This window comes from Nonomuraea sp. NPDC000554 (assembly GCF_040300065.1).
Lineage (GTDB): Bacteria > Actinomycetota > Actinomycetes > Streptosporangiales > Streptosporangiaceae > Nonomuraea.
Map to the genome: position 1 here is coordinate 241,789 of NZ_JBEPDC010000008.1, position 12,294 is coordinate 254,082.

The following is a 12,294-nucleotide window of genomic DNA, read 5'->3' on the forward strand; positions in this document are numbered from 1 at the left end:
TCGCCCGGATCGATGCCCCGCCTGGCAGGTGCCATCGCGCGACACCTGGCCTCGGCGGCCGGATCCCGACAGAAGCCGCTGCTTACCAGGTGTAGGGGCCGAATCGGCCCCATGCGATGACCGCCGCCGCGAAGAACAGCACCACGTTGAGGACGATCGCGGCGGGCTCCTTCCGCCGCAGGTGGGTCAGCGCGGCCAGCACCATCATCAGGGCCAGGCCGGTCGCCGCCAGAGGGGTGAGGATCGGGGCGATCCCGGTGACGGCGGGCAGGACGAGCGCGAGCGCGCCGGCCAGCTCGGCGAGCCCGATGAAGCGGACGGTGCCGGCGGAGAAGTCGGCCGTCCAGGGCAGTCTGGGTTCGAGCTTCTCCTTGGACAGGGCGGAGGTCAGCACCCCCACCGCGGCGAACATCGCCGCCAGCACAGCCTGCAGGATCCACAACAACACGTTCATGGTCTGGGTTTCCTCATCGTTCACCAGGGGTGTCGCCAAAGTATCTAGAGTTCGTCTCTAGATTTCAACTCTAGAGATATGCTCGGCTCATGGATACTGTCAAGCGGCCGGACAAACGAGCCGAGCGGTCCAGGCAGACCCGGGCGAAGATCGTCACGGCGGCCCATGAGCTGTTCGTCGAGCACGGATACGGAGCCACAAGCCTGCAGGACGTCGCCGACCGGGCGGGCGTCGCCGTGCAGACGATCTACTTCGTCTTCCGCAACAAGCGCACGCTGCTGAAGGAGCTGGTCGACACGGCCATCGCCGGCGACGACGAGCCGGTCGCCACCGTGGACCGTCCCTGGTTCCGCGCGGCGTGCGCCGCCGAGACCGCCCCGGACCAGCTACGTCGGCACGTCCAGGGCACCCGGCAGATCCTCGACCGGTTCGCCTCCATCGCCAGGGTCGTCGAGACCGCCGCCACCATGGATCCGGAGATCGCCGCGATGTGGCCGAACGAGGAGGATCCGCGTTTCACGGTGCACTCCGCCGCCGCGCGGGCCCTCGTCACCAAACCCGGCGCCCGCCCCGGCCTGTCCGCGGAGATGGCGGCCGACCTGCTGTACGGCCTGCTCAGCCCCGGTCTGTACCTCACCTTCGTCCGCGATCGCGGCTGGTCACCGGCGACGTGGGAGAGCTGGGCGCACGACACCCTGCGTCGCCAACTGTGCGACGACCTGGACGAGGCGGACCTCGCCCCGGGGCCACGCGACGCCGGTTGATCGGCGACGCAGCTCCGCGATGCTCACCCGGTCGAGCTCCGGCTGCGGCTGGTTCGGCCGGTTGGAGCGTGGGCCGCTTCGCGAAGGTACCGGTCTGCGAGTTCGCGTGCCCTGGAGCGGACGCGGGCGATCCCCGCCGGGCTGTTGAAGGCGGCGTAGGGCGGCCAGAGGAAGACGAAGACGGCGAGCCCTCGGCGTACACGACGTTGTCGGTGTGGCAGTCCCCGTGGACGAAGACCGGCGGTAGGGCACTGATCTGGTCCCGGAGTCCGGCGCGGGCCGGGAAGCTGCCGCGGCGATCGCGGTGCGACTCGTCGCGGGAGCGGTGCAGCACTGGATGCGCTGGGGTGTCGCATAGACCTGGGCTGCCCGGCTCCGCTCTCCGGCTCAGGACTCGTGGACCATCGGCCGCCCGGTCGACGCCGCGTTCGCGAACACGTCGTCGACGATCACCACGGTCCGTCCTGCCCTGCTCAGCAGCGAGGCGGCGGCCGTGGCGCGGTATCCGCTGCCGCAGTGCACCCAGATCGTGCCGGACGGGATCTCGTCCATCCGGCGGGTGAGCTCCGGCAGCGGAACGTGGATGGCGCCCTCGACGTGGGCGGTCCGCCATTCGTTGCGCAGCCGTACGTCGAGGACCACGACGTCCCCGGCGGCGGCAAGGTCGGCGAAGGTCGCGGTCGGGGTGCTCATCAGCTGCGCGGGGTCGGCGGCGAGGCGGTCGGGGCTGCCGTAGGCGGCGGCGGTGACGCGGTCGATGCCGATGCGGACGAGTTCGCGCTGGGCGGCGGCGATGTCCTCGGGCGTCTCGCTGATCAGCGTCAGGGGTGCGCCCCAGTCGATCAGCCAGCCCAGCCAGGTGGCCAGGGGGCCGTCCAGCCCCAACCCGATGGTCCCCGCCAGATGGGAGGCGGCGTAGGCGGTACGGTGCCGCAGGTCGATCACCCATTCCCCGGCTTCGAGCCGCCGGCGGAGCTCGTGCGCGTCGGTCGCGGCAGGCGGGCGGAGGTCGAGCGGGGCGGGCCCGGACCGGTTGATCACGCCCATGTGGGCGTAGTAGGCGGGGTAGGCGTCGAGCCCGGTCAGGGTCTGCTGGACGAAGTCGGCTTCGGCCAGCCGCAGCGCCGGGTTGACCGCGCGCTCGCGCTCGATCGTGGAGGCGTCCCCCGAGGACTGGGTGGCGGAGCAGAAGCTGCCGAAGCCGTGCGTGGGCCAGACGGCCGCGCCGTCGGGCAGCAGGTCGGCGAGCTTGCGCGCCGAGGCGTGCTGCTGCCTGGCCAGAGCGTCGGCGTGCTCGTCGCCGAGCAGATCGGTGCGGCCGGTGGTGCCGATCAGCAGGGACCCGCCGGTGAACACCCCCGCCCTGCCGTCGGGGCCCTCCAGGACGTACGACAGGTGGTGGTAGGTGTGGCCCGGCGTGGCCACGACGTGCAGCCGCAGCACGGGGGAGACCTCCACGACGTCGCCCTCGACCAGTGGCTCGTGATCGAAGGACGCCTTGTCGGCGGCCGCGACCGCGTACCGTGCGCCGGTCAGCCGGGCCAGCTCGAGACCGCCGGAGACGTAGTCGTTGTGGAGGTGGGTCTCGACCACCCGCGTGATGGTCACGTCGAGGCGCCCGGCCAGGGCCAGGATCCGGTCGACGTCACGTTGCGGATCCACCACGACGGCCACCCGGCCGTCGGTGGCCAGGTAGCTCCGATCGCCCAGGGACGAGGTCTCGATCACATGCACATTCATCAGTAACGCTCCGTAGGACACCCCGGGGGGTATATGACAGGTACGAGAGTGCCGCCAGGCATGCCAGGCGGCAGAGGGGTCAGGCCAGGGCGAGGAAGAGTTTCTCCAGCTCCTGCTCGGTCATCGGCGGCTGCTCGCCACGCTCGCGGGCGGCGTTGCAATGCCGCAGCCCGCTGGCCACGATCTTGAAACCGGCACGGTCGAGGGCCTTCGAGACCGCCGCGAGCTGGGTGAGCACCGCCGTGCAGTCCTCGCCCTCCTCGATCATCGAGATGACCCCGGCGAGTTGCCCCTGTGCTCGGCGCAACCGCGTCAACGCATCACCCACGAGTGCCGGACTCAGCTCCATGGCGGCCAATATACCCCATGGGGTATGGGAGGAGCCGCCCCCGACCTCGTGCGTGTGTTGTGTCCCAGTACGATCGTTGGGCTCTTCGGACGTGGCCGGGCGGTGTTCGCGGAGATCTGCGGCGTTGCGCGCGGCAAGAGTGTTCGGAGCGGCCCGGCGAGTCGCTGGCGGGTGCGGGCCAGGAGTCGATCAGCAGCACCGCGCTGGAGGAGGTCGCACGTGTGTGAGTACGAACTACGGGCCGGGACACCCTCTGTCGAGGTCTACCGCCATCTGCGCGTCGCCTCGGGGCTGAGCGACAAATCTGCAGAAGCCGCCACGCTGGGCCTGGCAGGCGGGTGGTATGCCGTCACCGCCTACCAAGACGACCAACCCATCGGCATGGGCCGGATCACCGGTGACGGCGGCACCGCCTTCCAGATCGTCGACATCTGCGTGCTGCCCGAGCACCAGGGGCGAGGCATCGGCAAGCGGATCATGGAGGCGCTGATGGCCGAGCTCCGGGAGCGGGCGCCCGCGACGGCGTACGTCTCGCTGATCGCCGACGGTGACGCCCGGCACCTGTACGCGAAGTACGGCTTCGCCGAGACGGCACCCGACTCCGTCGGCATGGCCCTGCGGCTCTGATCTACCGAGTACCGCAGGGCGTCGCGGCGATCGCGGGACGGGGGCTGTCGTGCCTGGCCGGCCCAGCCGCTCCGCCATCATCGGCTTCACCACAGCCTGCAAGATCGACACCAGCCGCTCCATCGCCACCCACGAGGCGGGGTGCGGCACGGGCGCGTGAGGAGCGCCGTGACGTGCGTTGAGGGCGGGCCGACGCGGCATGATGGCGATCAAGAATCGTCGAAAGGTGTTATGTGAAGACAATCCTGGCCGCCGTCGTCGCGAACCTGCTCGTGATCGGCCTCGCCCCCACAGCGCACGCCGTGTCCGCGGAGCCCGCACGCGTGCGCGATGTCTACGCCGACTACGCCGGCCTTTCCGCCCATGAGATCGAAGGCAGGGACTACCGCCGCGTCCAGCGCGTCCCCCGTGGAGCGAGGGTGGCGCACATCGCCATCCACGGCGGCGCCATCGAGGCGCCGACGTCGCAGCTCGCGGACCAGGCCGCGGGCCGCAGGTACGCCTACTACTCGTTCGACGGCATCAAGGCTGCCGACAACAGCGATCTGCACATCACCTCCACGCACTTCGATGAACCCAAGGCGCTCAAGGTGGTGGCGGCGGTCGACTACACCGTCTCTTGGCACGCCGCGGCGGGCTCTGCCGCCACCACCTACGTTGGCGGACGAGACACGACGTTGATCAAAAAGGTGACGGCCGGGCTACGCGCCGCCGGGTTCCCCGTCTCGGCGTCCGTGCCTGAGGAGATCGGTGGTGACAGCCCCCGCAACATCGCGAACAGAAACCGCAGAGGCATGGGCGTGCAGCTGGAAATCAGCCGTGGCCAGCGGGAGCTGTTCTTCGACGGAGGAAAGCTGAATCGCGCCTGGATCGAAAACCCCGCCAACCGCACGAAGGCCTTCTATCGGTACGTCGCGGCCGTCAACCGCGCCCTTGGCTGAGCGTGACGCTTGGTCGGGGCGGTCGGGGCGGTCGGGGCGGTCGGGGCGGTCGGGGCGGCCGGGGCGGTCGGGACGCCCGGCGCCGACCAGCGCCGCCCGGCGCCGACCAGGGCTGAACCGCATCGGTGCTGGTCACGCCGGGTTCGCGCGACCCCCTCTCGGGTAACCGGCAAGCATGACGAAATGGAGCAAACGGGACGGCATGCTCGTCCACGAAGAGGAGCCGTTCAACGCCGAGCCGCCCACCTGGGCCCTGGCGGAGCAGCTGATCACGCCTCTGGACGCTTTCTACAGCCGCAACCACGGCCAGATCCCCCAGATGGACGCGGCCACCTGGCGGCTGGAAGTGGACGGGCTGGTCGAGTGGCCGTTGCGGCTCTCGCTGGAGGAGTTGCGTTCCCGCTTCCCGGAACGGGAGGTGATCGCGACGCTGCAATGCGCGGGCAACCGCCGTGCCGAGCTGATCCAGGTTCGTGACATTTCGGGCGAGGATCCCTGGAGGTCCGGTGCCATCTCCACGGCTTCCTGGATCGGTGTGAGCCTCGCCGACGTGCTTGCCGAGGCGGGGCTGCGTCCCGAGGCCGCGCACGTCTGCTTCGCGGCGCCGGACATGGCGCAGGAGACAGACCCGCCCCAGCCCTTCGGCGGCTCCATCCCGGTGGCCAAGGCCACCGCGGGCGAGGTGCTGCTGGCATGGGCGATGAACGGCCACCCGCTGCCCGCCGCCCACGGGGCCCCGCTGCGCGTGATCGTGCCGGGCTGGATCGGCGCCCGCAGCGTGAAATGGCTGGAGCGCATCACCGTCCGCGCCGAACCCTCAGACAACTACTTCCAGGCCGTCGCGTACCGCATGCTGCCTCCCGGAGCCGACCCGTCCCAGTGCGGCCCGGGGTCCGGCATCTCCCTCGGGCCACTCGCCCTCACCTGCGACATCCTGCGCCCCGAACACGGCTCCCGCGTCCCTCCCGGACCGGTCGAGATCACCGGCTACGCGCTCGCGGGCGACGGCCGCAGCGTCGCGCGAGTGGACATCTCCCTGGACGCCGGGCGCACCTGGACCCAGGCGAAACTGGACACGCCGGTAGGTCTCTGGGCCTGGCAGCACTGGCGCACCACCGTCGTCCTGTCCGAGGGGGAGGCGGACATCGTCGCCCGCGCCTGGGACTCGGCGGGCACCACGCAGCCCGAATCACCGGCGACGCTGTGGAACCCCAAAGGGTATGCCAACACCACCTGGGGCCGCCTCCACCTCACCTGCCGCCACTGACCCCGGCAGGCGTCGGTGGTGAGCGCCGAGCGGCCGTCCGGACGCCGCGCGAAGCGTCCCGCTCATCCGGCGAACGCCGTCGACGGCGTGCCTGCGGCTCCCACCTGGTTGATGGCGAAGACCGACCCGGCGGGGTCGTCGTCGGAAAGATCGAGCCCTTCACGGGCCGACGTGACGTACAGAACGTCGAGGCGGGCTCCGCCGAACGCGCAGGACGACGGCTGGTGCACGGGCATCGGGACCTCGCCGAGCAGGTCTCCGTCCGGGGAGATCCGTGCCAGGCGGTCGCCGCCCCACACCGCGACCCACAGGCACCCTGCCGCGTCGACGGTGAGCCCGTCCGGCATGCCGGTGTGCGCGGGGACGCGGAACAGCGTGCGTCGACGACTGATCCTGGTGGACCCGGGATCGGTGTCGAACGCCGAGATCTCGCCGGCGACGCTGTCGGCGAGGTAGAAGGTGCGTCCGTCGGGGCTCCAGTCGAGCCCGTTGGGCAGGGTCAGATCCTCAAGGACGACGCGGCTCGTCCAATCCGGCATGAGGACGTGCAGAGCGCCTTTGCCGGGCTGGAAGTCCATCGTGGTGCTGCCGGCCCAGAGCCGCCCGTGCCTGTCGCACTTCGCGTCGTTCATGCGCTCGCCGTCGGGCAGGATCGCGCGCCGGATGTTCAGCGATCCGTCGGATTCGACGGTCGCGAACCCTTCGGCGGTCGCGGCGACGAAGCCTCCGCCGCGTCGGGGCACCGCGGCGCCGACGAGCGTCGGCAGCTCGATCCTGGCGGTCTCACCGGTGGCCGGGTCGCCGGTGTGGATGTGTCCGGCGAGGATGTCGACCCAGTGCAGGCGGCCGAGTTCGGCGTCCCACACCGGTCCTTCGCCCACTCGGGCCTTGCCGGGAATCGCAACCTCAGCCGTCATCATTCGGGAAGCACCACCGCGGCGTTGGCCAGCAGCCCGCCGTCAACGGGGAGCGCGATGCCGGTGATGAAGCTGGCGCGGTCACTGGCCAGGAAGGCGACCGCCTCGGCGACCTCATCCGCTCGCGCCACCCGTCCCAGCGGGTGCATGCGTCCCCAGGACTCGACCAGTGCCTGCGCGGCTTCGTCGCTGCCGTCGGAGAAGGTACGGGCCGAGAAGCGCAGCATCGGGGTGTCCACCGAGGCGGGGCAGACGGTGTTGACTCTGATCCCGTTCTTCGCCTCGTCGATCGCGATCGATCGGGCGAGTGCGTTGAGCGCCCCCTTGCTGGTGGTGTAGGCGGCGACGGCGCTCTGCGTGACGAAGGCTTGCACGGAGGAGACCAGCACGATCGCCCCCGCTCCGCGAGCGCGCAGGTGGGGCAGCGCGTGTTTGACGGTGTGGAAGGCGCCGGTCACGTTGACGGCGAGCACCTCGTTCCACTCCTCGGCGCTGGTCTCCGCCGCCGTGCCGTAGCGTTGGATTCCCGCGGCGGCGACGACGATGTCGAGGCCGCCGTGTGCGGCGGCGACGTGTGCGACGAGTTGCGCGGTGGCGGTCTCGTCGGTGACGTCGACGTCGACGTGTTCGACACCTGGAAGCGGAGCTTCGCAGTCACGTGTCGGTGGCACACCCGCGGCCACGACCGTCGCGCCGCGCGCCGAAAGCACGTGGGCTGTCGCGCGTCCGATACCGCTGAATCCACCGGTGACGATGGCGACCTTGCCGTCGAACTCCGCCACGCTCCACTCCCTCGATGTCATCCACGGGCTCCGCGCCGTGAACGGCGCTGGGGTCAGCCGCGGTGGGCATTGTCGTTGAACGATCGCCGCAACTGTCGTGCCGGGACGGGCTGTGAGCCGGTTGCGCGAGATCACTCTAAACAACGTTGTCTCAAGCCGCTAGTCTGTCGTCCCGGGTCGGGCTTACCGCTGGCAGGCAGGGCGGTCTTCGCGTGGGTGTCCGTTCGTCGGGCAGTGAGGAGCAGAGTTCGTGACAGCAGAGTGGATTCGGTGGCCCGCCAACGTCGTGGCCCGGTTCGGCGGCGAACCCGTGGCCTTCGGCGGTGATTACAACCCCGAGCAGTGGGACGAGAGCGTGTGGCACGAGGACGCGCGGTTGATGCGCGCGGCCGGCGTCAACCTCGTCACGGTCGGTGTCTTCGCCTGGTCGACGCTGCAACCGGCGCCTGACCGATGGAACTTCGGATGGCTCGACCGCGTGCTCGACCTGCTGCACGCGAACGACATCGCCGTCGATCTCGCCACGGCCACCGCGTCGCCTCCGCCGTGGCTCACCACCCGGTCCCCGGGGGTGCTGCCCGTCGATCGGCACGGGCGGACGATGGCGCAGGGCGGACGCCAGGCCTGGTCGCCATCGTCGCAGGTCTATCGCGAGCACTCGCTCGCGCTGGTGGAGAGGATGGCGGAGCGCTACGGCGAGCACCCCGCACTCGCGCTGTGGCACGTCTCCAACGAGCTCGGCGGCCACAATGCGCGGTGCTACGGCGACGCGAGCGCCGTGGCCTTCCGGGCCTGGCTGAAGGCGCGGTACCGGGGCTCGATCCACGAGTTGAACGCCGCGTGGACGACCGCCGCGTGGAGCCAGACCTACTCGGCGTGGGAGGAGATCCAGCCTCCACGGGTCACGTTCACCGACTCCAACCCCACCCAGGTGCTGGACTTCGACCGGTTCAGCTCCGACCAGCTGCGCGAGCAGCTGCGAGCGGAGCGCGCCGTCCTACGGCGGGTCACCCCGGACGTGCCGATCACCACGAACCTGGTGCTCTTCGACGCCGGCAAGAACATGGACTACAGCTCCTGGACCGACGACCTGGACCTCATCGCGAGCGATCACTACCTACGCCCGACGCCCGACGCCCACGTCGAGCTGTCGTTCTCGGCCGACCGGGCACGCGGCCTGTCGAAAGGCAGGCCGTGGCTGCTCATGGAGACGGCCACCAGCGCCACCAGCTGGCGCCCCGTCAACCCCGCGAAGCGCCCCGGACAGCTCAGGCGAGACGTGTTCTCCCACGTCGCCCGCGGGTCCGATGGGATCTGCTTCTTCCAGTGGCGGGCCGCCAAGGCGGGCGCCGAGCGGTTTCACTCCGCGATGCTCCCGCACGCCGGTGCCGACAGCCGGAAGTTCCGGGAGGTGACGGCGCTCGGCGCGGAACTCGGCTGCTGTGCCGAGGTGCTCGGAAGCCGGGTGGTCGCGGAGTGCGCGTTGCTGTTCTCCGAGGAGTCGTGGTGGGCGGCCGAGCGAGAGTCGCATCCGCACAACGGCCTCTCGTACACGGAGTCCGCCCTCACGTGGTACCGGAGTCTCCGGGACGCGGGCGTGACCGTCGACGTCCTGCCGCCGTCGGCCGACCTGTCGGGTTACCGGCTGATCGTCGTGCCCATGCTCTACCTGGTCTCCGACGACGACGCGGCCGCCATCGCCGCCGCCGCGGACGCGGGGGCGACCGTGATCGTCACCTACTTCTCCGGCATCGTCGATCCGCTCGACCGGGTGCGGCTCGGCGGTTACCCCGGGGCGTTCCGCGAGCTGCTCGGGGTGCGCGTGGAGGAGTTCGCGCCCATGGTGGAGGCGGACTCCGTGGAGATCGACGGGGTCACCGGGCCCGCCCGGGTCTCGACCTGGCACGAGGAGATCGATCTGACGGATGCGGTGGCCGAGGCCCGGTACGTCAGCGGCGACTTCGCGGGCGCGCCGGCGATCACGCGCGCGACCCGAGGCGCGGGGGAGGCCTGGTACGTGGGCGTGGAGCTGCCCGCCGACGCCCGCGCGCGCCTGCTGGGCGTGATCGCGACGACGACACCGTCCGACGGCGGACTCGAGGTCGTGACGCGCCGCTCGGCCGATCACGACTACGTCTTCCTCATCAACCACGGCGACACCGAGACCACCGTTCCGGGGTCGGGAGCCGACCTGCTGGACGGGTCCGTTCACGAGGGAAAGATCACGGTGCCCGCGGGCGGGGTGCGGGTCGTCAGACTGGTCCGTTGAACGAAGCAGGACACCGGCCGCGCCGCCTGGTCTCGGAACTACACTGCACGTGCCCGCCGAGCACGGTGACGCGGCAGAGCACGACCGGGCGGTAACAGTCGTCGACTGGAGAGACCAGGTGCTACGCAACCCCACGATGAAGGACGTCGCCCACGAGGCAAGAGTCAGCCTGAAGACCGTCTCGCGTCACGTCAACGGGGAAACGAACATCGATCCCGCCCTTGCGGAGCGCATCAGTGCGGCGATCGTGAAGCTCGGCTACCGGCGCAACCTCTCCGCGGCGAGCATCCGGCCCGGTCGGACGAGCAAGACCATCGGCCTGGTCATCAGCGACCTCGCGAACCCCTACTACTCCACGCTCGCCCGAGCCATCGAAAGTGTGGCGGACGCGGCCGGCTACCTCGTCACGATCGCCAGCTCCGAAGAGGAGGGGCTGCGGCACGATCGCCTGGTCGATCGGCTCATGGAGCAGCGGGTGGACGGCTTGATCGTGGTGCCGCCGCGGAACGCCGCCCGCGACTGGTCCGACGTCGCCGGGCCCATCCCTCCGCTGGTCTTCCTCGACCGGCCCGTGCCGTACTCCGCTGCCGACGCCGTGCTCGCGGACAACGCGGGCGGGGCCCGCGAGGCCGCCCTCGCGCTCGCCTCCGTCGGCGCGCGGCGCATCGCCTTCGTGGGCGACTCGCTTGACATCTACACGATGCGCGAACGTCACGCCGGATACGCCGCGGCGCTCGCCGAAGCCGGGTCCGGCGTGGACGACTCGCTCACGATCACGACGGCGCACACCAGGGAACAGGCGGAACACGAGGTCGGCGTCGTGCTCCGCGACGACTCGGCCGACGCCGTCTTCGCGGCCAACAACCGCTCGACGATCGGCGCGTTGCTCGCCTTCCAGAAGGCCGGGCGGCGGTTGCCCCTCGTCGGCTTCGACGACTTCGAGACGGCGTTGCTCGGCAGCCCTCCGGTGTCGGTGGTCAGCCAGGACGTCGAGCTGATGGGGCGCACGGCCGCCGAGATCGTCCTCGGCCGCCTGAACGGCGACACCTCGGCGTTCGCCACCCGGACGCTCCCCACCCAGCTCATCCTCAGGGGCTCGGAAAGGCTCTAGCTAGGCTTCGTGATCGCGCGGCGAACCGGCGCGATCCGCCGGCCCGTCGAGCGCCAGGCCGTTGAGGACGCCTTGCAGGTATCCGATCGCGTGCGCCCGGCCTCGGCTGCAGTAGGCCTCGGATGACGTGTCGCCCCAGGTGTCGAGGTCTCCGATCATCGCCGGTACGTGGTCGTCGATGAGGAATCCGGCGAATCCGGAGTCGTTGAGCCGGCGGATCACCCGTGCCGGGTTGACGTTCCCCTCGCCGATGAAGCACTCGCTGAAGCGCGGCACGGTGCCGCGTACGTCCCGGAAATGGACGTAGAAGATGGCCGGCCCCAGGAGGTCGATGACCTCGTTGACGCTCTGCTCGCCGGCCATCTCCGACACCGTTCCGAGGCAGAGGTTCAGCCCCCACGACGGACTGTGGCCGGCCTGCTTGCGCGCTTGCCCGATGGCGGCCGGGGAGGTGAAGATCCGGGCCACGCCACCCAGGGGCTCGTCGACCGGTGGGTCGTCGGGGTGCAGGGCGAGCCGCACGCCGACCTCCTCGGCGACGGGGAGAACAGCGTCGAGGAAGTACTGGTGGTTGGCCCACATCTGGTCGGCCGTGATCGGCTCGTCCACGGGCTGGTCGGGAGTCAGCCGGTATCCGGTGAGCGCGTTGCCGCGGTGCGTGTCGGCCAGGTCGAAGGCGGTGACCTTCGCGCCGCCGCGTCCCTTCGCGGCCATGTCGGTGCGCCAGACGTAGGTGGCGAGGAAGTTGTAGCCGAGCAGGTCGATCCCGACGGCGGCAAGGTTGCGGATGGTCCTCTGGTAGTTCTCGATCTGCTCGTCCCGGCCGGGCAGCCCGCGCTGGATCTTCCAGAAGTGGGCGAGCGGGACGTTCTCCAGGCCGTCGATGGCCAGCCCGTCAGCGTCGCAGCGCTCCCGGAGGGCCCGCAACTCGGCCAGGCTCCAGCAGCCGTCGACTCCGGGCAGCAGGTCGGGGGTGTGCAGCTGCACGCCGGTGAGTCCGAGCTGGTGGGCGAAGGTCGCGACGCGGGAGTCGTACGTGTCGATGTGGCCGAGGGAGAGACGGATGGTCATGC

12 protein-coding genes are annotated in these 12,294 nt (G+C 70.5%); 6 read left to right on the plus strand and 6 right to left on the minus strand.

From position 1 onward, the window contains the following. Positions 1 to 82 precede the first annotated feature (82 nt). Positions 83 to 454 (minus strand): DoxX family protein, encoded by a 372-nt coding sequence (locus tag ABT294_RS18280; RefSeq protein ID WP_350806989.1) that lies wholly within the window; start codon positions 452 to 454, stop codon positions 83 to 85. 89 nt (positions 455 to 543) lie between these two features. Here ABT294_RS18280 and ABT294_RS18285 point away from each other — a divergent pair, with 89 nt between their 5' ends. Then, positions 544 to 1,218 carry a TetR/AcrR family transcriptional regulator gene (locus ABT294_RS18285; RefSeq protein ID WP_350806990.1) on the plus strand — a complete coding sequence of 225 codons (675 nt, stop codon included), beginning with the start codon at positions 544 to 546 and terminating at the stop codon, positions 1,216 to 1,218. 387 nt (positions 1,219 to 1,605) lie between these two features. Here ABT294_RS18285 and ABT294_RS18290 read toward each other — a convergent pair whose 3' ends face one another. Both ABT294_RS18290 and ABT294_RS18295 read right to left on the minus strand, forming a co-directional pair. Then, positions 1,606 to 2,958 (minus strand): MBL fold metallo-hydrolase, encoded by a 1,353-nt coding sequence (locus ABT294_RS18290; RefSeq protein WP_350806991.1) that lies wholly within the window; start codon positions 2,956 to 2,958, stop codon positions 1,606 to 1,608. Positions 2,959 to 3,037: 79 nt separating this feature from the next. Then, positions 3,038 to 3,307 carry a metal-sensitive transcriptional regulator gene (locus ABT294_RS18295; protein ID WP_350806992.1) on the minus strand — a complete coding sequence of 90 codons (270 nt, stop codon included), beginning with the start codon at positions 3,305 to 3,307 and terminating at the stop codon, positions 3,038 to 3,040. Between the two features lie 219 nt (positions 3,308 to 3,526). On the opposite strand from ABT294_RS18295, the gene ABT294_RS18300 reads away from it, so the two are divergent. The 3 genes from ABT294_RS18300 (at position 3,527) to ABT294_RS18310 (ending at position 6,142) form a co-directional block, all read left to right on the plus strand. Next, positions 3,527 to 3,934 carry a GNAT family N-acetyltransferase gene (locus ABT294_RS18300; protein ID WP_350806994.1) on the plus strand — a complete coding sequence of 136 codons (408 nt, stop codon included), beginning with the start codon at positions 3,527 to 3,529 and terminating at the stop codon, positions 3,932 to 3,934. Positions 3,935 to 4,167: 233 nt separating this feature from the next. Further along, complete coding sequence (locus tag ABT294_RS18305) at positions 4,168 to 4,875, plus strand: poly-gamma-glutamate hydrolase family protein (protein ID WP_350806995.1); 708 nt, start codon at positions 4,168 to 4,170, stop codon at positions 4,873 to 4,875. A 175-nt stretch (positions 4,876 to 5,050) separates the two neighbouring features. Further along, positions 5,051 to 6,142 (plus strand): sulfite oxidase, encoded by a 1,092-nt coding sequence (locus ABT294_RS18310; RefSeq protein WP_350806997.1) that lies wholly within the window; start codon positions 5,051 to 5,053, stop codon positions 6,140 to 6,142. A 62-nt stretch (positions 6,143 to 6,204) separates the two neighbouring features. Here the strand turns inward: ABT294_RS18310 and ABT294_RS18315 are convergent, their stop codons facing one another. Then, positions 6,205 to 7,062, minus strand: coding sequence for an SMP-30/gluconolactonase/LRE family protein (locus ABT294_RS18315; protein ID WP_350806999.1), 858 nt, complete (start codon positions 7,060 to 7,062; stop codon positions 6,205 to 6,207). Further along, entirely contained in the window at positions 7,059 to 7,841 is a 783-nt protein-coding gene (locus tag ABT294_RS18320) for an SDR family NAD(P)-dependent oxidoreductase (protein WP_350807001.1), read from the minus strand. Before ABT294_RS18320 ends, ABT294_RS18315 begins: the two co-directional genes overlap by 4 nt. Before the next feature lie 250 nt (positions 7,842 to 8,091). Between ABT294_RS18320 and ABT294_RS18325 the strand changes: the two genes are divergently transcribed. Beyond that, on the plus strand, positions 8,092 to 10,110 hold the full coding sequence (locus ABT294_RS18325; protein ID WP_350807002.1) for a beta-galactosidase: 2,019 nt from the start codon (positions 8,092 to 8,094) through the stop codon (positions 10,108 to 10,110). A gap of 49 nt (positions 10,111 to 10,159) precedes the next feature. Next, the gene (locus tag ABT294_RS18330) at positions 10,160 to 11,221 is read left to right on the plus strand and encodes a LacI family DNA-binding transcriptional regulator (RefSeq protein ID WP_350807004.1); all 1,062 of its coding nucleotides are present in this window, start codon (positions 10,160 to 10,162) and stop codon (positions 11,219 to 11,221) included. Here ABT294_RS18330 and ABT294_RS18335 read toward each other — a convergent pair whose 3' ends face one another. Beyond that, entirely contained in the window at positions 11,222 to 12,292 is a 1,071-nt protein-coding gene (locus ABT294_RS18335) for a mannonate dehydratase (RefSeq protein ID WP_350807006.1), read from the minus strand. Positions 12,293 to 12,294 lie beyond the last annotated feature (2 nt).